The 23,936-nt window shown below is 60.2% G+C and carries 24 protein-coding genes; 11 read left to right on the top strand and 13 right to left on the bottom strand.

The genetic code is table 11. The annotated features are described in order from the left end of the window. Positions 1-53: 53 nt before the first annotated feature. From NAV33_RS15570 to NAV33_RS15530, 9 genes are all read right to left on the bottom strand, one after another. Positions 54-179 (bottom strand): hypothetical protein, encoded by a 126-nt coding sequence (locus tag NAV33_RS15570; protein ID WP_255981624.1) that lies wholly within the window; start codon positions 177-179, stop codon positions 54-56. Further along, positions 176-1,405, bottom strand: coding sequence for a glycosyltransferase family 4 protein (locus tag NAV33_RS15565; RefSeq protein ID WP_255981622.1), 1,230 nt, complete (start codon positions 1,403-1,405; stop codon positions 176-178). Before NAV33_RS15565 ends, NAV33_RS15570 begins: the two co-directional genes overlap by 4 nt. 1 nt (position 1,406) lies before the next feature. Further along, complete coding sequence (locus NAV33_RS15560; protein WP_255981620.1) at positions 1,407-2,798, bottom strand: lipopolysaccharide biosynthesis protein; 1,392 nt, start codon at positions 2,796-2,798, stop codon at positions 1,407-1,409. Positions 2,799-2,811: 13 nt separating this feature from the next. Then, positions 2,812-4,158 carry a UDP-glucose dehydrogenase family protein gene (locus tag NAV33_RS15555; RefSeq protein ID WP_255981618.1) on the bottom strand — a complete coding sequence of 449 codons (1,347 nt, stop codon included), beginning with the start codon at positions 4,156-4,158 and terminating at the stop codon, positions 2,812-2,814. A 155-nt stretch (positions 4,159-4,313) separates the two neighbouring features. Beyond that, positions 4,314-6,509 (bottom strand): GumC family protein, encoded by a 2,196-nt coding sequence (locus NAV33_RS15550; protein ID WP_255981616.1) that lies wholly within the window; start codon positions 6,507-6,509, stop codon positions 4,314-4,316. Beyond that, positions 6,509-7,042 (bottom strand): polysaccharide biosynthesis/export family protein, encoded by a 534-nt coding sequence (locus tag NAV33_RS15545; protein WP_255981614.1) that lies wholly within the window; start codon positions 7,040-7,042, stop codon positions 6,509-6,511. The genes NAV33_RS15550 and NAV33_RS15545 overlap by 1 nt, the downstream gene beginning before the upstream one ends. Before the next feature lie 40 nt (positions 7,043-7,082). Further along, on the bottom strand, positions 7,083-8,240 hold the full coding sequence (locus tag NAV33_RS15540) for an outer membrane beta-barrel protein (RefSeq protein WP_255981612.1): 1,158 nt from the start codon (positions 8,238-8,240) through the stop codon (positions 7,083-7,085). A gap of 913 nt (positions 8,241-9,153) precedes the next feature. Continuing rightward, positions 9,154-9,990 (bottom strand): CvfB family protein, encoded by an 837-nt coding sequence (locus NAV33_RS15535; protein ID WP_255981610.1) that lies wholly within the window; start codon positions 9,988-9,990, stop codon positions 9,154-9,156. A gap of 132 nt (positions 9,991-10,122) precedes the next feature. Further along, positions 10,123-12,462, bottom strand: coding sequence for a glucose/quinate/shikimate family membrane-bound PQQ-dependent dehydrogenase (locus NAV33_RS15530; RefSeq protein WP_255981608.1), 2,340 nt, complete (start codon positions 12,460-12,462; stop codon positions 10,123-10,125). A gap of 283 nt (positions 12,463-12,745) precedes the next feature. Here NAV33_RS15530 and NAV33_RS15525 point away from each other — a divergent pair, with 283 nt between their 5' ends. The 5 genes from NAV33_RS15525 to NAV33_RS15505 all read left to right on the top strand — a co-directional run bounded on the left by NAV33_RS15525 (position 12,746) and on the right by NAV33_RS15505 (position 16,323). Beyond that, on the top strand, positions 12,746-12,925 hold the full coding sequence (locus NAV33_RS15525; RefSeq protein WP_025240851.1) for a hypothetical protein: 180 nt from the start codon (positions 12,746-12,748) through the stop codon (positions 12,923-12,925). A gap of 107 nt (positions 12,926-13,032) precedes the next feature. After that, positions 13,033-13,755, top strand: coding sequence for an RNA pseudouridine synthase (locus NAV33_RS15520; RefSeq protein WP_255981606.1), 723 nt, complete (start codon positions 13,033-13,035; stop codon positions 13,753-13,755). A gap of 137 nt (positions 13,756-13,892) precedes the next feature. Further along, a complete protein-coding gene (locus NAV33_RS15515; protein ID WP_255981604.1) occupies positions 13,893-14,654 on the top strand; it encodes a substrate-binding periplasmic protein in 762 nt (253 codons plus the stop codon). Between the two features lie 79 nt (positions 14,655-14,733). Next, positions 14,734-15,267: a hypothetical protein gene (locus NAV33_RS15510; RefSeq protein ID WP_255981602.1), complete on the top strand. Its 534-nt coding sequence runs from the start codon at positions 14,734-14,736 to the stop codon at positions 15,265-15,267. Positions 15,268-15,447: 180 nt separating this feature from the next. Continuing rightward, positions 15,448-16,323 carry a DUF6279 family lipoprotein gene (locus NAV33_RS15505; protein WP_255981600.1) on the top strand — a complete coding sequence of 292 codons (876 nt, stop codon included), beginning with the start codon at positions 15,448-15,450 and terminating at the stop codon, positions 16,321-16,323. Positions 16,324-16,366: 43 nt separating this feature from the next. Here NAV33_RS15505 and NAV33_RS15500 read toward each other — a convergent pair whose 3' ends face one another. From NAV33_RS15500 to NAV33_RS15485, 4 genes are all read right to left on the bottom strand, one after another. After that, complete coding sequence (locus NAV33_RS15500; protein ID WP_255981598.1) at positions 16,367-17,338, bottom strand: SDR family oxidoreductase; 972 nt, start codon at positions 17,336-17,338, stop codon at positions 16,367-16,369. A gap of 84 nt (positions 17,339-17,422) precedes the next feature. Further along, positions 17,423-18,247, bottom strand: a complete 825-nt coding sequence (locus NAV33_RS15495; protein WP_255981596.1) for an aldo/keto reductase — start codon at positions 18,245-18,247, stop codon at positions 17,423-17,425. Then, on the bottom strand, positions 18,247-18,711 hold the full coding sequence (locus tag NAV33_RS15490; RefSeq protein ID WP_255981594.1) for a VOC family protein: 465 nt from the start codon (positions 18,709-18,711) through the stop codon (positions 18,247-18,249). Before NAV33_RS15490 ends, NAV33_RS15495 begins: the two co-directional genes overlap by 1 nt. Positions 18,712-18,800: 89 nt before the next feature. Next, positions 18,801-19,436, bottom strand: a complete 636-nt coding sequence (locus tag NAV33_RS15485; RefSeq protein WP_255981592.1) for a LysE family translocator — start codon at positions 19,434-19,436, stop codon at positions 18,801-18,803. Positions 19,437-19,674: 238 nt separating this feature from the next. On the opposite strand from NAV33_RS15485, the gene NAV33_RS15480 reads away from it, so the two are divergent. The 6 genes from NAV33_RS15480 (at position 19,675) to NAV33_RS15455 (ending at position 23,929) form a co-directional block, all read left to right on the top strand. Further along, positions 19,675-20,325 (top strand): helix-turn-helix transcriptional regulator, encoded by a 651-nt coding sequence (locus tag NAV33_RS15480; RefSeq protein ID WP_255981590.1) that lies wholly within the window; start codon positions 19,675-19,677, stop codon positions 20,323-20,325. Further along, positions 20,322-20,705, top strand: coding sequence for a curli production assembly/transport protein CsgE (gene csgE / locus NAV33_RS15475; RefSeq protein WP_255981588.1), 384 nt, complete (start codon positions 20,322-20,324; stop codon positions 20,703-20,705). The genes NAV33_RS15480 and csgE overlap by 4 nt, the downstream gene beginning before the upstream one ends. Next, positions 20,702-21,133, top strand: a complete 432-nt coding sequence (locus NAV33_RS15470) for a curli assembly protein CsgF (RefSeq protein WP_255981586.1) — start codon at positions 20,702-20,704, stop codon at positions 21,131-21,133. Before csgE ends, NAV33_RS15470 begins: the two co-directional genes overlap by 4 nt. Positions 21,134-21,152: 19 nt before the next feature. Next, positions 21,153-21,989, top strand: a complete 837-nt coding sequence (locus tag NAV33_RS15465) for a CsgG/HfaB family protein (protein WP_255981584.1) — start codon at positions 21,153-21,155, stop codon at positions 21,987-21,989. 136 nt (positions 21,990-22,125) lie between these two features. Beyond that, positions 22,126-22,602 (top strand): curli production assembly protein CsgB, encoded by a 477-nt coding sequence (locus tag NAV33_RS15460; protein WP_255981582.1) that lies wholly within the window; start codon positions 22,126-22,128, stop codon positions 22,600-22,602. Between the two features lie 52 nt (positions 22,603-22,654). Then, the gene (locus tag NAV33_RS15455) at positions 22,655-23,929 is read left to right on the top strand and encodes a hypothetical protein (protein WP_255981580.1); all 1,275 of its coding nucleotides are present in this window, start codon (positions 22,655-22,657) and stop codon (positions 23,927-23,929) included. Positions 23,930-23,936: the final 7 nt, after the last annotated feature.

Below are 23,936 nucleotides of genomic sequence, written 5' to 3'. Positions count from 1 at the left end.
GCGTTTCTTTTCCATTTCAGAGTACCTGTAGGTTCCAGATGACAAGGGTTGGTTTATGCATTGCCGGGCAGGCGCAACTGAGCGCCCTGCCCCACAGACAGCAAGTTCGGTTGATTGTTGGCCGCCGAGGTTAACGAGGCGTTACCGCGATACCCGGCGCGGACGGACGGACCGTTCATGCGAGCATTTCCTCGTACAGCGCCTGGTACTGCCGGGCGATGACCAGACTGTCGAAGGTGCTGGTGATCTTTTCCCGTGCGTTGAGCGCGAGTTGTGGATAGTCCGCCTCGCCGGTGACCCACTCGACGCCTTCGGCGAGCCCCAGGGCCTCGAAGGGCGCGGCCTTATAGCCGTCGTGCTTGTGGGTCACGATGTCCTTCGGGCCGGTGGCGTCGAAGCACACCACCGGCGTCCCGCAGCCCATAGCCTCGGCCAGCGTTTTGCCGAATGCCTCCATCAGGCTCGGCGCGATGAACACATCCGCAGCCGAATACAGCAGGCGCAGCGAGATGCTGTCGTGCAGATAGCCGAACGAGGTGTAGTCGAAACCCAATCCATCGGCGATGGACTGGTCCAGCTTGCCGAAGAAGCACAGGTGATACTTGGCCGGGTCGAGGTGCTTGAGCATCTCGAGGTATTTGCCGAAGCCTTTGTAGGTGTCCTTGGCGCTGGTGCAGCCGGTAAGAATGATCTTCTTGTCGGTGTTCAGCCCCAACAGCTGGCGAGCCAGTTGCTTGTCGAGCGGGAAGAATTCATTGCTGTCGACGTTGTTATGGATGGTGCGCACGTCGAAATCGCGAAATAGCAGACTCCGCTTGGCCTGCTCGGTGACCCAGTCGCTGATGCCGATCATCTTCATCGACTCGGGCAGGTATTTGCGCTTGCGGTTCAGCACGAAGCGCGACAGGTCCTTGTCGGACGTACTGCCGAGCTGATCGCAGCTGCCGCACCCGGTGATGAATTTCTCGCAGCCCATGGCGTAATGGCAGCCACCAGTCATCGGCCACATGTCACGCATGGTCCAGACCACCGGCTTGCGCAGTTTGGCCAGGTGCTTCATATCGACGAAGCCACCGTTGACCCAGTGCAAATGCACAACGTCAGCCTCGCGGCAATCGGCGCTGCCGGTGAAGTCGGCACCCATCACGCCGGCACTGAACATTCCCGACTGCCGCCCCCGATAAACGCTGGCGAACGCCTGGTCGGCCTGGCTTCTGGCGATGCTGATGATCTTGTCTTTCTTGCTGCGGCTGACGGACACCACCGAAGTGTCACCATGGGTGACCTGGCTATTGGTGTAGACGAGCGAATCGACACCCAGCGAGCGCAGTCCCTGATGCAGCCAGTAGGCGCCGCGAGCAGCGCCTCCGGTCAGCTCGCCGGCGACCAAGTGCAATACCTTCATATCAATCGAAACTCTTTTCGGGGTGCTGAAACGTCGAGTGCTGGGCCGCATACCACCTGCGCGAGGCGATCAGCACGATCACGATCAGCGACGAATAAATGACGATGCTGGCGACGGTAAAGGCCTGGACAGTGGCCAGCGCGTTGCCGATCAGAAGCGCACCGCCGAATAGCGAAAGCACACGCAAACTGGTGCTGAATATCTCGAACAGAAGGAAACGGCCTTGTAGAGACAGCGCCGGAACCGCGACTACACAAGGGCGTGAAACGAAGACCACATACTCGGCCAGCGCCAACCAGCGGGCATATTCGCCTGCCACATGCCATTGCTCGCCAAACACAAAGGCAAACAGCCATGGCCCGAGAATCGCGACCAGCGCGAACGGAACCAGACCGACCAGCGCGAGAGCAGTGGTCGCCTTCAACAGCATCGCCGCAACTGGCTCCCGGTCGTGGATCGCGCGGCTGATACGTGGGTAATAGACGTCCGCCACCGACTTGCCTATGAGGTTGGTCGGCATGGTTAACGCCTGTTTGCACAAAGCAAAGAAGCCAGCAGCGGCCGGGCCGAAATAGGCCGCGAGCACTAGCGTCGGCAGATGCTGCGAGACAGCATTGATCAGCATCACCGGGGCGCGAAACTTGGGAAAGTCGCTGTGCTTGCGGGCCAGCTCAAACATGCCAGGGCTATCCTGCCCCGCTTCGCCGGTGTGATTGTCCTCATGGGGTTTCGTTCGCAGCATCGCCAGCCCCAGCATTGCCGCGTGCAGGGCCTGCTGCAGAGCGGTGGTGCACACCAGTACCAGCGCAGAAGACTGCACCAGACCGGCGATGGTCCGCATCGAGTTGAACAGCAGCGAGTTCCCTACTGCAACGCTCGCCGTGATGCGGAAGCGCTGGGTGCGAAACAGCCATTGCTGACAGATTTCCAATGCCGCCCCGCAGAACATGACGAACGGGATGAGCATCAGGTAAGGCTGGATGATCTGGATCTCGAGCGCCTCAGCCAGCCGCCCGCCGAACAAATGCAGGGACAGGGCAACGACCACCGACAGCGTCAGTGCGATCGCCAACGCCAGACGCACCAGCCCACGCGCATCGCCATCGCGCTTGGGCAACACGATAGCGATGGGATAGGTCAGCGCAGCAACCGGAATCAGCATCATGGTGACGCTGAGAAAGGTGCCCAGAACGCCGTAGGCTTCCGGTCCGTAGATGCGGGTGATCACCGGCATGAACGCCAGGGTGATCGCCTGCGCACCCGCGGTACCTGTCACTACGGTGAGAATATTGCGCAGCAACTTGCTACGCATGCTTCCGTGCAACAGCGCTGCCAGCCTTTCCCTGAACAAGGAAGAGCCGTGCCGGGCGCTGGGCTGATCGATGGCGCTCACTCGCGATTCCCGCTCAGGCCTGAACCGGCTGACGGCCGATGCCGTAATAGCCGAAACCTTCGCGTTTGACCTGTTCGCGGTCGTACTGGTTACGCCCGTCGATGATCAGTGGGGTGTTCAGAAGACGCTTCAAGGCGCGAAAGTCCGGACGGCGGAACGGCTTCCATTCGGTCACCAGGCATAGTGCGTCGGCATCGATGGCAGCCTCGTACTGGCCTTCGACGATCTGCAAGCGGCCATCGGCGAACCAGGCTTCCGGGAACTCGCTGCGGGCGGTCTCGCGGGCCACCGGATCGAAGGCGCGAACCTTGGCGCCGGCATTGATCAGGCTGTTGATCAGCACGATGCTCGGCGCTTCGCGCATGTCATCGGTGCCGGGCTTGAACGCCAGCCCCCAGACGGCAAAGGTGCGACCGCTGAGATCGCCGTTGAAATGCGTGGAAATCTTGTTGAACAGTGAATGTTTCTGCTGATCGTTACGAGCCTCGACGGCCTGTAGCAGCTTGGGCTCGAAGTCGTTCTGATGGGCGATGTTGATCAGCGCCTTGACGTCCTTCGGGAAGCAGGAGCCGCCGTAGCCGCAGCCGGCATAGATGAAGTGATAGCCGATGCGCTCGTCCGAGCCGATACCCAGGCGCACGTTCTCGACGTCGACGTCGAGGCGCTCGCAAAGGCTGGCGATCTCGTTCATGAAGGAAATCTTGGTCGCCAGCATGGCGTTGGCGGCGTACTTGGTCATTTCCGCGTCGCGAATACCCATGAACATGGTGCGTGGGCGATTGCGGATAAAGGGCGCGTAGAGGGCGCTCATTACCTGGCGAGCGTGCTCGTTGTCGGCGCCGATGACGATCCGGTCGGGATGCATGAAGTCATTGACCGCGGCGCCTTCCTTGAGGAATTCCGGGTTCGACACGACCGAGAATTCGATGGCGACCCCACGGGCTTCGAGGCGCTCGGCCACCGCCGCACGAACCAGATCTGCCGTGCCCACCGGCACAGTGGACTTGTTCACGACAATCGCCGGGCCGGTCAGCGTATCGCCGATCTGCCGCGCGACTTCCAGCACGTAGCGCAGGTCGGCCGAGCCGTCTTCACCGGGCGGCGTGCCGACGGCGATGAAGAACACTTCCGATTGTTCGACCGCCTCGCCCAGCGAAGTGGTGAAGTGCAGACGTCCGGACGCATGGTTTTCGGTGACGATTTCTTCGAGGCCAGGCTCGTAGATCGGCAGAATGCCCTGCTTCAGGTTGTCGATCTTGGTCTTGTCGACATCGACGCAGTAGACCGTGTTACCCATTTCCGCGATGCAGGCACCGGTAACCAGCCCCACGTAGCCGCTTCCAACGACGGTGATGTTCATAGCAGGATCCTCGATTCAAAAACATTGATACAGGCGTGCCTCGGCGCGACCCTTTCGGTGGCCGGTGGCGCAATTCGCTTGCTGGGCAGACGTCCAAACCGGGCCAGGGCCGCACGCTGGCGGGACCTGACCGGGCGATGGATCGGCGAGGCGGGCTAGACCGTCTGCTCGCTGTATCCGTAATGGTCGTAGTAGCCACGGAACTGACCGTTCTTCTTGGCTTTTTCGATATCGACATGGTTGAGCACGACACCGGCTACCGGCGCGCTGCTGTTCTGCAGCTGACTCACACCCTTCTGTACGTGTGGGATCAAGGTGCTGTCGGACTTGACCACGTAAATCACCGCGTCGGCGAGGGTCGACAATACGGCCGCATCGCTGACCGCCTGGCTCGGCGGCGAGTCGATGATGATTCGGTCATAACGGCCCTTGAGGACCTCAAGAAGTTTGGCGAAACGCGGCGAGGACAGCAGCTCCAGCGGGTTGGATGGCGCCGCACCGGCCGCGATCATGTCGACGTTACCAACCGTCTGGATGCACTCCTCGAGCTTGGCATTACCACCGATCAGGTTCACCAGACCGGGTGCCCCCGGCTTGAGATCGAATGACTTGTCCAGCGTCGCGCGGCGCAAGTCGGCGTCAATCAGCAGAACGCGATGCAGCTGACCGACAGCGAACGCGAGGTTGGCCGAAACCGAACTCTTGCCCTCGCCCGGCGCGGTGGAGGTGATTACCAGTACCTGTCGCGGTTGACCGGCTTCGCTCAGCAGCAGGTTGGTACGAATGGTTCGCACGGCTTCGCAGAAGCGTTTGTCCCCGCTGCGCTCGAACAGGTGGCTGACTTCCTTGCGCAGCTTGCGCGGCACCTGCGGGACGATACCCATCACCGGCAGGTTCAGCTTGGTCTCGACTTCTTCGGAACTCTTGAAGGTGTTGTCGAGAATTTCGCGGATGATCGCCTGCGCAATGCCGAGTACCAACGCCAGGAACAACGCCACCACCAGGATCAACTTGGTGTTCGGCGCGCTGGGCTCAGCCGGCGGAATGGCCGAATCGACCACACGGGCATTGGTGGAACTCAAGTCCGAAGTCGCAGTGGTTTCCTGCAGGCGGGTCATAAAGGTGTCGTACAGTGCGCGGTCGCTTTCGACCTCGCGCTGCAGATCACGCACCTTGAATTCCTTGCGGGAAATGTCCTGGATGCGGTCCTTGTTCTCGTCGAACGAGGCGCGCAGCGAGTTCTCGTTGGCCACGGCCAGTTGATAGTTGCGCTCGATGCTCGCCACCACCTGCTCGACCTGCTGACGCAGACTGGCAGTTGCCGCATTCAGATCGGAACGCGCGGAAACCATTCCAGGGTGGCGATCACCGTAGCGACGCGAGAGATCTTCGACGCGCGAACGGGCATGTGCCTGATCGGCCTTGAATTGCTGGATCAGTGGATGACCGAGGACCGCCGGTACGCTGGCCAGACGCTCCCAGCCCTGGCTACGCATGGATTCGACCTGACGGTACTGGCTTTCGGCCTCGGCACGCTCACGGCGGGCGTCGATCATCCGGTCGCCAGTCAGAGACAGCTCGTTGGCGCTGATGGTGCCGACGCCATCCAGATCGACCAATCCTTCGGCGTCCAGATAGGCCTGGAGGCGGTCTTCGGAGGCCTGTAGATTTTCCCGCAGGGAGACCAGACGGTCATTCATCCAGCTGGCAGCAGTCATCGACATGTCGACCTTCGCCTCCAACTGAGCCTCGATGTAAGCCTGGGCCAGTTGATTGGTGGCTTGCGCAGCGGTCAGGCGATCTGCCATGGAAACCGACAGATAGACCAGCTGGCTCTTGCCCTCGACCCAAACGGATGTACGGTCCATGAATACCTGAGTGGCGTGATCCATGATTTGCGCTTCGGTGAGCGGCTCGGGCTCGTCGCCGGTCAGCGTATCGACGATGCCAGCGAAATCGATCAGCGGGCCGGGCTGTTGGCGCGGATCAAACTCCGGATGCTCGGTCAGGTTCAGGTCACGTACCACACGCTCCGCGACGCCACGGCTCTGCATCAAGCTGAGCTGGGTCTGCAGGTATTCGCTGAGTTCGACAGGAGAATCGCTTGCAGGCTGGAACGACAATACCGGCGTGCCCTTCGTCTCGATCAGCACCGATGCGACGGCTTTATAGATTGGCGTCATCCGCGACACCAGGATGACCATCAGCACGGCGACGATCCCTACCAGCAGGGCGATGCCCCACTTGCGCGACCAGATCGCATGCCAGATTTTTTTCATGTCTATGAAGTCGCTATCGACTGCGCCGGCTGGGCGCTGCCATGGTCGGTCCGGGCGAACTGGGCTGTTCATCAAAAGAATCCTTCGTCGATGTTGATCGTATCGCCAGGACGGACCCGGGTATTCATAGTGGCTTCCTCTTCGGCGCGGCTACCTTCGGAGCCCCGCACAATGGTCATACGTTTGGTCGACGCACGCTCGGTCAGACCACCAGCCAAGGCGATTGCCCGGTCCAGGGTGAGCCCAGGCTGATAGGGATAACCGCCAGGCAGCTTGACCTCACCGGCAATATAGAACTCGCGGTAACTGACCACCGACACAGATACGCGGGGGTCGATCAGGTAACCATCCTTGAGCTTTTCCACCAGTAGGTTGCGTACTTCACCGGACGTTTTGCCGTCGGCGTCCACCTCGCCAATAAAGGGAAAGGTAAAAGTGCCGGCGTCGGTCAGGCGTATTTCTTCGAAGGACAGATCAGGCTCGCCATGAACGCTGACGCTGATCACATCGCCCGAGCCCAGCTGATATTGGGCGGCATTGGCACCGGCGCTGAAAGCCAGCAGCAACAGCAGCGATAAGTATTTGAAGGTGTTCGGCATGAACATGGTCGGCTTCTCCTTGGTACTGATTAGGTTCTACCCGGCGTCAAAGGCTCAGGTCGAAATTCAGCAGGTAAACGTTTCGGTCATAGGTTTCGGAGCTCAGGCTGGAGTCGTTTTCCGTTCTGAGGTACGACAGAGTCACGTCGATCCAACGGTCCGGCGACCAGGTCACGCCAGCACCGTAGCCGGTGCGTTCATCGTCCCGATTGATTCCTTCGTACTCTCGATCCGAAAAGCGGTAGAGCAGTTCGGTTGCAATACGAGAGGTCCATTCGTGGTCCCACGTAGCCAAGGTGGTCCAGTCATTGATGGTGCTGGCGCCGTCGTCGCCTTCATCGAAGGCACGCCGCGAGGTCAGATTGAACGCCGAATAGGTGCGCGGCTTCCAGGTGACGCCGACCTCCCACATGGGGCTGGTGAAATCCTCTCGCTGGTCGCTGTCGAAGTCCTTGCGCTCGGCGCCGAGCTTGAACATGCCGGAGGTCTTCGACGTCGCCTCCCAGGTAGCACCACCGAGCAGTGCCATGTTGGTGCTGTCGCGCAGCGCACTGGCGAGCTTGTAGTCATGGTCGGTGTGTCGCACCTCTACCAGCGAGCGGGTACGAGAACCGAGGCGGTGATACCAGATGGAATTCAACATCAGGCTGTCGCGTTCTTCGGAGGCGTTGAGATTGTCGCTGTTGTGATAACGACGCTGCTCGTAGTTGGTGCCGAACTCCAGCTGGTTACGAGCGCTCTGGGCACCAAAACGGTAGGCAGCACGGGCAATGGCCCTGCTGTACTTGTCGTTCTCGGTTTCAGCCTCGGTATCGGCAGTTTCCTCCACGCGGTGGTAGGCAAGGCCCCAGCTCAAACGATGACGTGAGGTGAATTCCATGACGCTTCTGAGCTGCAGATGGTGATCGGTATTGCTGGCTTCGGAATCCGAATGAAAGATATCGCTGTTGAAGGAGTACTCGAGTTCGTATTCGCTGTTGCGATTGCCCGTTCCGAGCAGGAAGGTCGGGTTAATACCCGTTACCCAGGACGCCTGCTCGTTATCCGCCAGACCGCGGTAGTTGTCGTCATAGCTCTCGCGCACGACCAACGTCGGGGTGAACTCGAAACCACCAATGCGAATATCCTGTGGATCGCTAGCGGCCCAGCTGTTGGTGGCCGCAAGGCACAGTAGCGATACACCTGGGAGCGTGATCTTCCTCATTTGGAATCCCTTCTCGGAGATAAATTATTGTTCATGCCTCGACTCCGGCCGCGACGCCTGGCTGATGTGAGGAGGCATAGACACGCAACAGACCGCAGATATCCCCGACAGTTGCAGAATTAATGAGCGGTGAGCTCGATAACGTGTCAAAGCGTTTCGTGGCTGGAGCCGCGTCCACCGCTTCAGGCACGCTACCGCCCCAGGGAATGGGCCCTGCAGCGGTAATGAACAGCGGCCAGCCATCGAACAAACAAAGCCGCATGCAGCTCTGATCAGCAGACCGAGGCAGGCAAAACAAAAAATGGTCGGGTGCTTTGTTATTAGAGAGGCGAGATCGCGCCTTGCTGGACGGTCTGAACGCAAGCCAGACGTACCTGAATCTATTGCTCGCGATTAAGCATGTTCAAAAGCGACATCACCCGCCCCCTCACCACCTCCGGCGCGCGACGTGTGGCCTGTCCTCGCGAAACGCCACAGAATTCAGGCGCTCTCTCTGGACATGGCTCGATCGGCGCGAGTTCCGCCTTCGTTACATCAGTAGTGCTCATGGGATAAGCGGTGATACGCCGAAGCCTTGCCGGACGAGAACCGACCGATACGCCGCAAACCAGCATAAGAGCTGGATTTAGAGGCGTTTCCGATAGCGAGCACGGCAATGCGTGGCTCGGGTGCGACCGGCGGGAGGAAAGTAGCGGGCGCCATCTCTACAGGCCGTGTGAAAACGTAGCGAGCGAAGGTTAGGCAAGAACTAGGCGTCCCCACAAAAACAGGCGAGGAAGCGGACTGGGCTCGCACTCGAGTTACGAGCTGTAAATGAGCATTCCGACAGGGCTCGCATCCGAGCCTGTTTTTAACGCAGCCTAACCGAGCGCAGTAGTTTTCACACAGCCTGTCTAGCCCCGCTTTGGCAGGATCAGGTGCGCTCGATGCGATCCGGATGAATGACGATTCGGCCCTGCTTGTAGAGACCGCCGATGGCCTTCTTGAAGTTGCCTTTGCTGACGCCGAACAGACGCGCAATCTCGTCAGCCGCGGTCTTGTCACTGACTGGCAGGCTGCCTTGGTTTTCCTGAAGCTTCTGCAGAATCAGTGCCTGTAAGGCATCGCCGGCCTCACTGCCCACCGGCTGAAGACTGAGACTGATTTTGCCGTCAGCACGGATTTCCTTGATGTAGCCCTTTTCGCGAATGCCGCCGCGCAGGAACTTGAACGCCTCGTTCTTATGGATCAGACCCCAATGCTTTCCGTTGATGATCGCCTTGTGGCCGAGTTCGGTCGGCTCCACCACGAGCAGATCCACCGCCTCGCCGACCTTGTAACGAGGCGGGGTTTTGTCGAGGTAGCGGTCCAGCCGCGCGGTGGCGGTGATGCGTCGTGTGTGCTTATCGAGATAGACGTGGACGACACAATAGTCGCCTTCGTTCAGCGGGCGCTTTTCCTCGGAATGAGGCAGCAGGAGATCCTTGGGCAGGCCCCAGTCGAGGAAGAGCCCGACTCGATTGATCTCAGCCACCTTGAGGCTGGCGAACTCTCCGACCTGAACCTTGGGTTTCTCAGTGGTCGCAATGAGCTTGTCTTCGCTGTCGAGGTAGATGAATACGTTCAGCCAGTCTTCGACTTCGGTGGGCACGTTCTTTGGAATATAGCGATTGGGCAGAAGAATCTCGCCATCCGGACCGCCATCGAGATAGAGGCCGAAACCGGTGTGCTTGACGATCTGAAGGCTGTTGAAGCGCCCGATTGCGGCCATGTGACGAGTCCTGTGAGTCGAAGGCGGCGATTCTAGCAGGCCCGTAGGACGCGAGCGCGCCAACGCGGCCAGCCGAATCACATCGTTGTCTTAAGACCAGACGCAATCATGATCTGGCCTGTTCGATAGCAGCTATTGCGGCAAGGCATAGGCAATGACTGAGTCTCCAGCCTTGGTCCCAAGGGAGCCGTGGCCGCCCGCAACCACGACCACCATCTGTCGCCCCGAACGGCTCAGGTAGGTTATAGGCGTCGACTGGCCACCGGCCGGCAGCCGCCATTCGCCCAACTGCTTACCGGTGGTGACGTCGTAAGCGCGCAAGTAGTAATCCAGCGTGCCGCTGAGAAAGGCCACGCCACCGGCCGTAAGCATCGGCCCGCCGAGGCTCGGCACGCCCATTTTGAATGGCAGAGGTATCGGCGCGCGGTCACGTACGGTGCCGTTCTTGCGCATCCAGTGAGTCTTGCCGGTGCGCAGATCGGCGCCAGCCACATAGCCCCACGGCGGCGCGATACAGGGCAGGCCGATGGGTGAAACGAAGGCTTTCAACTCGACTGCAAAGGGCGCGCCGAAGTTCTCGTTGAGATACGGCTCTTTATTGGAAACATAGGTGTCCTGATCATTCTCGCGGGGAATCAGCGTTGACGTGAACGGCAAATAGGCAGGCGTACTGAACACCATCTGCCTCACCGGATCGACCGCAACCCCGCCCCAGTTGAACACACCGAAATTGCCTGGATGAATGAGCGAACCCTGGGTGGACGGCGGCGTATAGCGACCCTCGTAGCGAAGTGAGTGGAACTGGATGTGACACATCATCTGATCGATGAACGTCGCGCCCCAAAGGTCCTTGCCTTGCAGAATCGGCGGCTCGTAGGACAGCGCCGAGGCCGGTTGGGTAGGCGCCGCCCAGTCGCCCTCGGCGGCACCCTGCGGCGCCGGCACTTCGCGGACCGGCAGAATCGGCTTGCCAGTCCGGCGATCAAGCACATAGATATCGCCCTGCTTGGTTGGCGCGACCAGCGCCGGCACCGGCCCGTTTTCCGTGTCGATATCGACCAGACTCGGCTGTGCCGGCACATCCATATCCCAAAGATCGTGATGCACGGTCTGGAATACCCAGCGCAGCTCGCCGGTATCGAGATCGAGCGCAACGATGGAAGACGAAAAGCGCTCACTGTTCTCGCTGCGATTGCCGCCCCACTGATCGGGCACCTGATTGCCCAGCGGCACGTAAATCAGCCCCAACTCTTCATCAGCGCTGGAGATGCTCCAGCTGTTCGGCGTGCTCTCGCTGTAGGTTTCGCCCTCAGCGATCGGCTCGGTCTGCTCCGGATTGCCCGGGTCCCAGTTCCACTTCAGCTCGCCAGTCAGCACGTCATAGGCGCGAATTACACCGGAGGGCTCGTTGATCGAGACGTTGTCGTTAACCGCACCGCCGATGATAACCAGATCGTTGGCGACCACAGGCGGCGATGTGGAGTAGTAAAAGCCCTCCTTTACATGCGGCATGTTCGCCCAGAGATTTACCGTACCGTTATTGCCGAATGCCGGGCAGACCTGGCCGGTCTTGGCATCCAGCGCGATCAGTCGTGCGTCGGCCGTCGGCATGAACAACCGCTGCTGGCAGGATTCGCCTATGGGCGTTTCGCTGACATGGTATGAAAGCCCACGGCAGGTCAGATGCTGCCGGTTGGTCGAATCCGGAACCTGCGGGTCGAAACGCCAACGCTCCTGGCCCGTCTCGGCATCGAGCGCTATGACAAAGTTGTGCGGCGTGCAGATGTAGAGGCTGTCATCGATCTTCAGCGGTGTGACTTCGTAGGTGGTTTCGTTGGGATCGTCGGGGCGACGCAGATCACCGGTGTGGTAATGCCAGACCTCTTCCAGGCGATCGACGTTGCTCGGCGTGATCTGCGCAAGTGGCGAATACCGGGTGCCATGCTGAGTACGTCCATAGGCATGCCATTCGCCTTCCGGCACATTGTCAGCGGTATTCACCTGAGCGGCAGGCGCGGCGGCCAGGGGTTGCGGCAGCATGCCCTTGATGTCGTGGCTGTCGGTGGTGATCGCGTGCAAGGCGGTTGCGCCCCAAAGCGCCACTGCAATCATCAGTGGGATCGCGCTACCGCCCCAGGCGCGAGCACCGAAATGCTGCCAACCCAGTCGTTGGGCAATCCACGGAGTGAGCAACCACAACCCCAGCGGAGCGATGATGCTGCCGCGCGGTGCCAGTTGCCACCAGTCGAAGCCCACCTCGTAGATCGCCCAGCCCAGTGCGCCGAGCATGACCAATGCGTAAACCCAGAGCGCAGAGCGGCGCTTGGCCAGTAGCAGCACGCCGGTCAGCAAGAAGCCCACCGCAAGGACCGCGAAATACCAGGTACCGCCAAGATCGATGACTTTCCAGCCGCCAACTGCAAGCGCCAGACCGATGATGATGCACAGGATTGCACTGATGATGACCGCCACTCTCCCCTCCTTTGCGTGTTGTCAGGCTACGGGGATGGCGAAACGAGCTCGTAGCGAACATCTCCTGCAGCACCCAGATGGGGCCGGCGACTCCGAGAATCGACCGGCATAGCAGTTGACCGGCGGTCGGCGAGAATGCTCCCCATCTGTAGCTAAATCAGTGCCAGCCTAAATTGCGTGCCGCATAACCGCTTCCGCAAACTGCCGCCCGCGGAAAAATCGAACAAAAATTAGCCAGATCTGTATAATGTCCGGTTCGACTGACCAAAGGAACCAGATGACGATGGCCTCCAAGACCACATCCGCCAAACGCAAACCAGAACCCGCCAGCGAAACCAGCCAGTCTCTAGCCGCTCAGATGGCTGCCTTTCTGAAGGCCGGTGGCGAAGTCCAGAAGATTCCTAACGGGGTCAGTGGCCAGACTCAAGGCCCATCGCGGCAGATCACCATCAGTAAGAAATAAATAGCTAAGAAGTAACCCGCAACACCTAACCGATAAGCGAGCTTCCGCTGTCATTGCAGTACCGCAGTGGCTCGCCAGGTTTCCCTCCCGCAACATCCGAGATATCCATGGCCGACCCGATACGCTTGTCCAAACGCCTCGCCGAGCAGCTCGGCTGTTCCCGGCGCGAAGCCGAGCTGTATATCGAAGGTGGCTGGGTCAGCGTCGACGGAAAAATCATCGAAGCCCCTTATTTCAAGGTCGACAATCAGCGAATCGAACTGCTGCCAGGCGCTACCGCGACCGAAGTGCCGCCGGTCACTTTATTGCTGCACAAGCCAGCCGGCCAACCTACCCCTGCGGACCCATCCGAGGCCCAGCTACAGCTTGCACGGGCGAGTCACTGGACAGGCGATGATGCTCGTCTTAGACCACGCGAGCGGCACCACGCGCGCCAGACTGCTTTGCTGCCACTGGAACCGGATGCGAGTGGCCTGGTGATCTTCAGCCAACAGCGCGAGGTAATCCGCAAGCTCGCCGACCCACGCGACAAGCTCGAACAGGAATACATTGTGGAAGTCGCTGGCGAGCCCGAGGAAGGCGGCCTGGCATTGCTGGCCAAAGGCATCGGGCACCGTGGCAGAGTCCTGCCGAGAGCCAAGGCCAGCTGGCAGAACGAAACCCGTCTGCGCATCGTTATCAAGGCACCACAAACCGGCGATCTACGTCAGCTCTGCGAAGCCATCGGCCTACAGATGCTCAGCTGCAAACGCATCCGCATCGGACGTCTGTCGATGGCCAAACTGCCGGTCGGCGAGTGGCGCTTTCTCGGCGAGCACGAACGCTTCTAAGGCTTGCCCCTGTCCGGCTGCTCGCGCCATGCGGCCGGTCGACTATGCTTGCTCATTGTCGAACAGACAAAAGCCATCGCGGGCCGCATCACCAAGCCCTGGGCCGGCCGCTTCACAACTCCGCCGATAGGTGCGCCATGCAGAGACTCGTTCTGGTGCTTGTGCTCGTTCTATTGCCTTCGATCTGCGCAGCGCAGCAGCGCGTCGAGGTATGGACCTATCACTTTTCGCCCCCTTTCGTTCTCGGAAATGCTCAGGGCCTTTCGCATGCATTCGTCGAACTGCTCAATCGCGATCCGGCCAACCGCGACCGTTTTCGCTTTGAGTTGGTGGAACTGCCGCGCAAACGCGTGGACGTCCGCCTCGCCCGAAAGCGGCCCGGCGTCCTGCTCTGGGCTACGCCGAGCTTCTTCACCGCCGCTCAGACGGCAAGCGCCAGGTGGTCGGAACCGTTGCTGATCGATCAGCAGGATTTCGTCTCGCTACCCGATGCGCCCTTCGAATATGCAGGACCCGAATCGCTGCACGGTCTCGTTCTGGGCGGCGTGCTCGGTCATCGCTATCAGGGACTCGAAGAGGATATCGCTAGCGGCGCGATCAAGCGCCAGAATGTCCAGACCGACCTGCAAAATATTCAGAAGCTCCTTTCCGGGCGCATCAATACCTTGCTGATCCCACGCTCCACCCTGCTCTACTACCGCAAGGAGCAGAATTTGGGCGAACTGTATATTTCGACGGTTCCCCTGTATCAGTTCGCACGGCACTTACTGTTTACCGACACGCTTGGCGCAGGCGTTACCGATTACCTCGACGGAATGCTCAAATCCCTCCCGGACAATCCAGAGTGGCAAATCCTACTGTTCCACTATGGCCTCAAGCCTATCGCTACCGAGCCATGAAGCAGAGCTGAACAGAAACGAAACGCGCAGGTCAGAAGTCGCGCTGACACATATAAATCATCAAGAGAACAAGGCAGCGATGAAGAACGCACTGGTGATCGGATTGTTCATGGCCTTAGGCGGCTGCGCCTCACAGTCATGCGATCAACCTGGCAGCGCTTGCCGCGCGGAGCGGCTGCTCTACCAGAACGACCTGTTGCAGGCGAAGATCCTCATCTCCGTCGGCGACGAAGACGGCTACGAGCTCGCCCATGCACTGCTCGATCGCAGCGCCCGCCTGGATGAGCGTGGCGAGACCGAGTTCTATCAGGCATTGCTGCTGATCCGTCAGGGCCCGCAGCAATCGGAAGTGCTGCGATTGCTGGAACAAGCCAGGAAAAAAGGCCACCCGCACGCCGTGGCGCTGCTCTACAAGATTTACCAGGAGCCCTATCTAGTGGCAGACCGGAACACAGACAAGGCCGACGAGTACCGCCAGGCCTACGCTGAACTGGACGTTGCACAGAGCGGCTACCCCTCCTTCGAAAAGGCGCTGGTGCTGGTTTCCCAGCTCGTCGAGCCGCCACCGCCGCTGCCCGAACGCATCCTCCCGTGCCCTAGCCAGTGCTTGTGACTTCGATCACCGAGTCTGCAATAGCTTGGGTTCGTCTTCTTCATCAATCACCGCACCACAAGGCCAACGTTTTTCTCGCGAAACAAGCCGTTGCTGTTTCGTCTCGAACTGCCACGGCGCCTGCTGCTCTACTGAACAGGCGACAAATCCGTTTCGGCGAATGACAAGACGAGGGCTCCGATGCAGATCCGTCAGGCGCTTGGCTGCAAGGCATTGCTGTTGCTGATGGTCGTCACAGCGGTACTGGCCGGCTGCAGTCGAATGAACCTCGCCTATCGCAACCTGAACCTGCTGATCCCCTGGTCGCTGAACGATTACCTGGACATGAACCGCGACCAGCAAAACCGCTTCCGGGAGCGGCTGCGCGAGCATCTCAGCTGGCACTGCCGTACACAATTGCCAAGCTACCTCGACGCCATCGAACGCATGCAGCTCCAGGTCCGTCTGGGCCAGCTCGACGAGGCCGCATTGCGCGCTCACGCTCAGGACGCGAAGCAGGCGATTCAGGCCATCGCCATCGAGATAACCCCGACCACGGCACAGCTGTTGAGCGATCTCGATGACAAGCAGATGCGCGAGCTTAATGAATCGCTCGATGATGATCGTCGCGAACGCGAAGAAAAATACCTGGAGCCACCGCTGACACAGCAAATCCGCGAACGATCCGAGCGCATGCAGGAGCGGGTCGAGCACTGGATGGGCAGCACCAGCGCGGCCCAGCGACAGCGTATCTTCGAATGGTCACACACGCTCGGCGAGCAGAATCGACTCTGGCTGGGGAACCGGGTGCACTGGCAGCAGGCGCTAAACGACGCCCTTACCAAGCGCCACGAGGCAGGCTTTGAAGAACGTATTGCGCGGCTGCTGCAAGATCGCGAATCCTTCTGGACGGACGAATACCGAGCCGCCTTCGCCAGCACCGAACAGGCGACCATCGAGCTGATCGGCGACCTCTACGTGATGTCCGACGCCGGCCAGCGACGCCACATCGACGAGCAGCTAGAAGAAATGCGTAATGATCTGGGCTCGCTCGACTGTCTGCCTGCGTCCCGCTAAAGCCGCCATGCGGATCGGGGGCGTGACGGCTGGCCGAATCGAATTACCTTTTTCGACAACAGAGCAACAAGCCGACCACACCCGCCGCGATACCACCAGCGACCAGTAAGGTGCGTTGCTGGTGATTACCATGGCGCCAGCCGCCATCGATCCGCCGCTGACCCAGCGGCGGATGGAACAAATTGCCTGAAGAAGGCGCCACCCGTTCGGCGCGACGTAGCGCGGCACCGGTAAACAGCCCCGACAGCTGATCGAAACACGGCGTGATGAAGTGAGCGAAGCGCAGCAAGGTTGCCGTCACGCCCACCGAGGTGGTGTGCCGCGGATGCAACGCCAGGCTGACCATCGCATCGGCGGCTTGGCGGGGATCGCAGAGCGGTGGCGGTGGCTGCAGCGAACGCCCGGCATAATTGCCGCCGTCGCGGAAGCCGGGCGTATCGACCACCGACGGATAAACGTCGCACACATGAATTCCGGGCCACTGCGCAAGCTCACCGCGCAGCGCATGGGAAAATCCGCGCAGCCCGAACTTACTGGCCGAATAGGCCACGGCAAATGGCTGCGGCACCCAGCTGCCGACGGACAACGTGTTGATCAGCACGCCGCCATTCTGCTGTTTGAAGTAAGGCAACACCACATGCGCGCCTCGCAGATAACCAATCAGATCGGTCTGTACCACCTGCTCATGAGCGTCCAATGGCGTCTCGTCGAAAGCGCCCACTGCTCCGACGCCGGCATTGTTGATCCAAACGTCAATGCGGCCCTGGCCGAACTCGGCGGCGGCATTGGCCAGCTGCTCCACGGAGTCGCTGAGCGTCATGTCGGTCGGCACCACCAATGCCTCGGCGCCGAGCGCCCGGCATTCCTCGGCAGCCTCCTGCAGTGCTTCGTCGTCGCGCGCGGCCAGGACCACACGGGCTCGCTGACGCGCGAAAGCCTGTGCCGTGGCGCGACCTATACCGCTGGATGCGCCGGTGATAACCACCACCGCGCCCTCGAGTTTGGTTCCGCTCATGCTCGCTTCTCCGGGTTTGCTGTCGTTCATAGCTGACAGCCGTGGCGGGGCAAACATTCCCAGCCAACCGAAGGATGGTTTTCTTCAGACCATCTGCAGCGGTTGCCGACGGGCCGGTGACGGGAAGGCGTCGTCGAGGATGCTCAGCTCCTCTACCGTCAGTTTCAGCTCGGCTGCGGACGCGTTGGCGCGCAGGTGCGTCGGGGTTGCCGACTTCGGTATCACCAGCACGTTGGGTTGGCGCAAGGCCCAGGCCAGCGCTACCTGAGCGGGCTGCGCGCCATGCCGGCGCGCCACGTTGACGATGGCTGGATGGCGTAGCAGAGCGCCGCCCTGCCCCAGCGGACAATAAGCCATGACCGGCATGCCCTGCGCCTGGCACCAGGGCAACAGATCGAATTCGATACCGCGTTCGCCGGGATTGTAGAGCACTTGATTGGTCGCGCATGCGGACGCATCCAGCTCGTGCATGTCATCCAGATCGAAGTTAGACACACCCCAGCGGCGAATCTTGCCCTGCGCCTTGAGCCGCTCGAAGGCTTCTACGGTTTCCGCCAATGGGTACTGGCCACGCCAGTGCAATAAGTACAGATCGATACATTCAGTGCCCAGCCGGCGCAGGCTGCGCTCGCACGCTTCAGGCACACCCTTGCGGCTGGCGTTGTGCGGGTAGACCTTGCTGACCAGAAAGACTCGATCGCGGCGATTACGAATCGCCTCGCCAACCACTTCTTCCGCGCCGCCCTCGCCGTACATCTCGGCCGTATCGATGAGGGTCATGCCCAGCTCGATGCCAAGGCGCAACGCAGCGACCTCATTGCTGCGCTCGGCTGGGTTCTCGCCCATATGCCAGGTGCCCTGCCCGATCACTGGTACAGCGCTGCCATCGGCCAGCTTCAGAGTCCGCATCAGCCATTCCTCCGCGGTGCATTCTGCTCGGCTACCGGCTCGGCCCAGGGATCATAGGTGCCGAAATTCCAGAGATGACCTTCCAGATCGCGGCAGCTGAAGCCCCGACCGCCGTAATCCTCATCCTTCAACTCGATGACGATCTCGGCGCCGGCGGCTTTGGCCTTGGTGTAGAGGGCATCGGCACTGTTGACGATGACATAGATGCTTTGTGTGGAGACGCCGCCGACCTCGTCAGGCTGCCTGACCTGGCGCCCATACTCCGAATCGGACACTGGCCCCAGCATCAGCATGCCGCTGCCGAAACTGAGCTGGGCATGAATGACGCCCACCTGCGCGTCCTCGATCACCCGCTGCTGCTCGAAATCGAACACCCTGCACAGCCAATCAAGCGCCGCGGGGACGTCGCGATAACGCAGACAGGGAATCAGGTTGGACGTGGTGTTCTTGCTATACAGGGACATGAAAACTCCTTCGGTTGCTGCGGATGCACCGTAGAAAAAAAACGCACCGCATAGCATTCAGACCGACCCCGCGCCCGACGTTCCCGTGCCTACGCGCGTTCGGCAAGCCCGAGGCGAATTCCCAGCCCGATCAACACCGACCCGAGGACACGATCGAGCCATTGATTCAAGCGGAGGTTGCCGCGCAGCGCCGAGCTGGCCCGAGCCGCCAGCAGCACCAGGCTGCATTCGACGATGATCGCTACCAAAACCACCAGCGCGCCCAGCACCAGCAACTGCAGCGCTACCGCGCCCTCGTCCGGACGCACAAACTGCGGCAGGAATGCCATGAAGAAGATCGCCGCCTTCGGATTGAGAATGTCCACCAGAATCCCCTGGCGATAGGCCTGCCAGACCGTCGTCCGTGGTGCCGTCCTGGCGTCGAGCTGCATGCCGGCTCCGGCAGAGCGTAACGCCTGTATGCCGAGATAAAGGAGATAGGCCGCGCCAATATATTTGACCACGGCAAACGCCAGCGCCGAAGTCGCCAGAACCGCCGAGATGCCCAAGGCAGCCGCAAAGACATGGACCAGCGCGCCGCTGCACACACCGCACGCCGAGGCCACGCCGACACGCCGCCCACCGGACAGGGTGCGCGAAAGCACGAACAGCAGATCGGGCCCAGGCGACAGATTCAACGCCAGCGCGGCTGAAAAAAAAACCAACCAGAACGTAGGATCCGACATCTCAGCCTCGATTCGCCACGAAGAAAAACCTTGAATGTAGTTGAGCGAATGGTCGCTTTCCAGCTTCGCCTTTTTCGTACAAAGATGCATTTCGTCGGAAAGCTGTCGCCGTTCGCAATATCCGACTTTTTATTGTCACTCTACTGATCTACCTTGATCTCTGTAATGTCAAAGCGCCAGACCGCGGCAAGGATCGCGGGCGCTGCCCGTTTAGCCATTCACAGCAAAGGAAATGCATATGATCGATGAAGCCCGCTCGGCGCTCGTCGCCTCATCCGCTCGTCTCGTTCTGTTGTCCAACAGCGAATTGCTGGACAGCTCCCTCCATCAATATTTAGTCGATTACCCACAACTGCGCCTAACTCGTAGCAATACGCCCCGCTTCGGTTTGAACGACGCGGATCTAACGCTGGTCGATGTCGGCAGCTTTCAGGATGAAGATTGCCTGCGCCTACTTCGGCAACTACGCGATACGCCCACTGCGCTGGTCAATGCGCAACCGGAACAGGCGCGGCGATTGTTGGAGCTGCACCCCTGGATCAAGGGCGTGTTCTACCCGTGCACCAGTCGCGGCAATTTCAGCCGCGGCGTCAGCGTCATGCTCGACGGTGGCGACTGGCTGCCTCGTGCCTTGATGGAAAAACTGCTTGGTCGCTATCGCCAGCTGACCCATGCGTCGCGCGCCATCGATGACTTATCGGTGCGTGAAAAGCAGATCCTCGCGCTCGCAGGCAAGGGCCTGTCCAACTCGGAAATCGCCGATCACCTGCACCTGAGCACTCATACCATCAAGAGTCACATCCACAACGCGCTGAGCAAGCTGGGCGCGTCCAACCGCGCGCAAGGTGCGTCACTGGTCCTGGGGCACGTGAGCGAGGCTGGCATATGAAGGCTGCGTGCCTGTGCCTGATGCTGCTTTTGGGCTTTCAGGCATATGCCGACGAAGCAGAGCTCAAGGGTTTAATCACCAACAACACCATCTCCCGATCCGGCCAGGAGTTCTACCGCAAGTTCTGCGAGCGCCTGACCGACACCAGCTCGTTGGATTTCAACCTGGCGGTCAAGGAAAGGCCATCTGCGCGCTGGGGCATTCTGGTCTGGGTCGAGCAGGACAACCAGCCGCTCTACCGCCGCTTCTTGCAACCGAATATCGGAGATATTGAGCAAACCGCCTATGACGCGGCGGATGTCGTACTGCAAGAGATAAACCGTAAGAAAGTTGAAGCAATGTTCGAAGACACCATTGATCTTGCGAAGGATGAGTTATGAACCGGCTACAACAAAAAACCACCGGCATTCTCCTGGCCGGGCTATTGCTCAGCTCCGGCGTTACGGCAACTGAACTGGTCTATACCCCGGTGAACCCGTCTTTTGGCGGCAGTCCACTGAACGGCGCCTGGCTATTGGGCAACGCCCAGGCGCAGAACGACACCAAGGACCCGGACGCGATCGATCGATCTTCGCTGACCGGCACCTCGGCGCTCGACCGTTTTACCAGCCAGTTGCAATCGAGCCTACTTTCCGAATTGCTGACGGATTTCAGAAATGGCACCAGCAACGACGGAACACTGACCACGGATGACTTCATCGTCAACATTGTGAACCTCGACGGCAACCTGACGGTGCAGATCACCGACCGGCTGACCGGCGAAGTATCGGAAGTCATCGTCAACGGCTACGGCGCCGCCACCAATTAATCAGCAGGGAGCAAAGGCCATGAGAAGCCTATTCGTAGCCATCGGGATGATGGCCGTTCTGCAGGGCTGCGCAGTGCGCGAACCGATGTCCGCAGACCAGGAACAACCCACCCTTACACCCCGCGCCTCGACCTACCAGGACTTGCTGCAACTGCCCCGCCCCAAAGGCCCGCTGGTTGCCGCCGTTTATGGCTTCCGCGACCAGACCGGGCAATACAAGCCTAGCCCGGCCAGCTCCTTTTCCACCGCCGTCACCCAGGGCGCGGCGAGCATGCTGGTCGATGCCATGCAGGCCAGCGGCTGGTTCATCGTGCTGGAGCGCGAGGGCCTGCAGAACGTGCTGACCGAGCGCAAGATCATCCGCGCCTCCCAGGCCAAGCCGGACGTGGCACCGAACATACAGTCGGAACTGCCATCGCTGCTGGCCGCCAACATCATCATGGAAGGCGCCATCGTCGCCTACGAAACCAATGTGCGCAGCGGCGGGCTGGGTGCGCGCTATCTGGGCATCGGCGTCTCGCAGGAATACCGGGTCGATCAGGTCACGGTAAATTTGCGCGCCATCGACGTGCGCAGCGGCCAGGTGCTTTCCAATGTGATGACCACCAAGACCATCTATTCCATCGGGCGCAACGCCAACGTTTACAAGTTCATCGAGTTCAAGGAACTACTCGAAGCCGAGGCCGGGTACACCACAAATGAGCCGGCGCAGCTCTGCGTGCTGTCGGCAATCGAAGCGGCGGTAGCCCACCTGATCGCCCAGGGTGTCGATCGCCGGCTCTGGCAAACCGCCGACAACACACCCGCGGTCGAGGCCGAACTGGCGAAATATCTCGTCACGCCGACCAAGATTTAGCAGCTGTGCCGTTTCATCGAAGCCGTGAAAACGGAAGTAGACCCTAAAACAAACGCAACGGTTCAACCGTTCGATGGATTTGCCGGATCGCGGTTTAGGACAGGATGACCTACCGCGATTCAACCAGGGACGACTGATGAACCACGCGCAAAGGATTGCTCGCAAAGCGTTGTTGCCGCTGATCCTCGCAGCGGTAACCAGCCCCGCCCTTCAAGCCGCCGGTCTTTCGACCTCACTCGACCTGGCACCCAGCGAAATCGCCTCGAGCCGGGATCATTCGATTGCATCGGCCCGGCCAGACGTCAGCGCCGCACATGGCAATCTCGCCCTCATCGCCCAGGCCGGGGACAGCCTGACCAGCGACATCACCCAAACCGGCAGCGCCCTGGAAGCCTTCATTCTCCAGAGCGGCTATGCGCACGAGGCAACCATCGCGCAGCACGGCAGCCACAACCAAGGATTGATTGTTCAATCAGGCGCCTACAACCAGGCCCGGATCGAACAATACGGCGCGTACAACAACGCGCTGATCGAACAGACCGGCACCGGGCATCGCAGTAGCGTCACGCAGAACGGCCAGGGTCTGAGCGTACTGGTTCGCCAGTACCGCTAAGCAAAGCACCACCAGGAAGTACCGCTGAAAAACATTCCATGGAGAGATAACAATGTTCAAGATCAAACCTCTTGTAGCTGCCATCCTGACTGTCGCCACTGCCCAGGCTTTCGCCGCTGAGCACACCTCCGAACAACGCCAGAACGGCATCGATAACCTCGCCCAGGTAGAGCAAAGCTTCGGCAGCTCCAACATGGCCAAGCAGATCCAGAGCGGCTGGGGCAACGACGCGATGATCGAGCAGAACGGCTCGGATTCCTCATCGGCCCAGCAGACCCAGACCGCCAACTTCAATCAGGCGAGCGCCAACCAGACGTTGGCGGTACAGAGCAGCTCGGAGCAATGGCAGTACGGCAAGAGCAACGATGCCAACATCAGCCAGACCGGCACCTTGGACAGCAGCGCCAAACAGCGCCAGCATGGATACGCCAACACCGCCGAAACCGATCAAGTCGGCACCTACGGCGCTGACGCGGTCACCAAGCAGCATGGCAGCCACAACTATGCGTCCAGCTATCAAGCGGCGGTTTACGGTAGCAAGACCGAGCTGTACCAGGACGGCAACCTCAACGACGCCAGCATCAGCCAGTCGCTCAGCTCCAACGACCGCGCCATGATCGATCAGCAAGGCAACGAAAACGCCGCAGAGATCGTTCAAAACTGGAGTGCTGGCTCGGTCGCCGAAGTCGAGCAGATCGGCAATCTCAACGATGCATACGTTCGCCAAACCGGTGCCAGCCAAGAGGCTTACACCTACTCGAGTGGCGACTACAACAACCTGAACGTGGATCAGCGCGGCAGCCACCAGAACGCTTTCGTCTATCAGCAGGGCGACGAGAACTACGCCGACGTAGCCCAGCGTGGCAATGGCAATACCGCCACGGCCAATCAGTACGGCTTCGGCAACGTGGCAGTGCTCGATCAGGATGGTCGCCATCAGGTCGCCACGGTTACTCAGCACGGCAGCTACAACGATGCCACTGTTGATCAGCAGGGCAAGAACAACGAGCTGAACTTCAATCAGTCGGGCGTCTTCAACACACTCAGCGCGGTACAGGAAGGTGAAGGCAACCGCATCACCGGCTCCAGCAACATCGCTGGCAACGATGTCGATATCGTCCAGGACGGCGATTTCAACCTGGCCGACGTCAACCAGACCGGGGTCGACAACGTGGCGACCCTGTCTCAGTACGGCGAAAGCCATCTGGCGACGGTTACCCAGAACGGCACCGGCCACGAGGCTCTGGTGGTGCAAAGCGGTATGGGCAACAACGCGTTGATCAGCCAGGCAGGCTTCAACAACATGGCGATCGTCACCCAACACTGATCCCCGC

The sequence above is a fragment of the Stutzerimonas stutzeri genome (genome assembly GCF_024448715.1).
Lineage (GTDB): Bacteria > Pseudomonadota > Gammaproteobacteria > Pseudomonadales > Pseudomonadaceae > Stutzerimonas > Stutzerimonas stutzeri_AR.
This window is presented reverse-complemented; position numbering and strand designations above follow the sequence as displayed.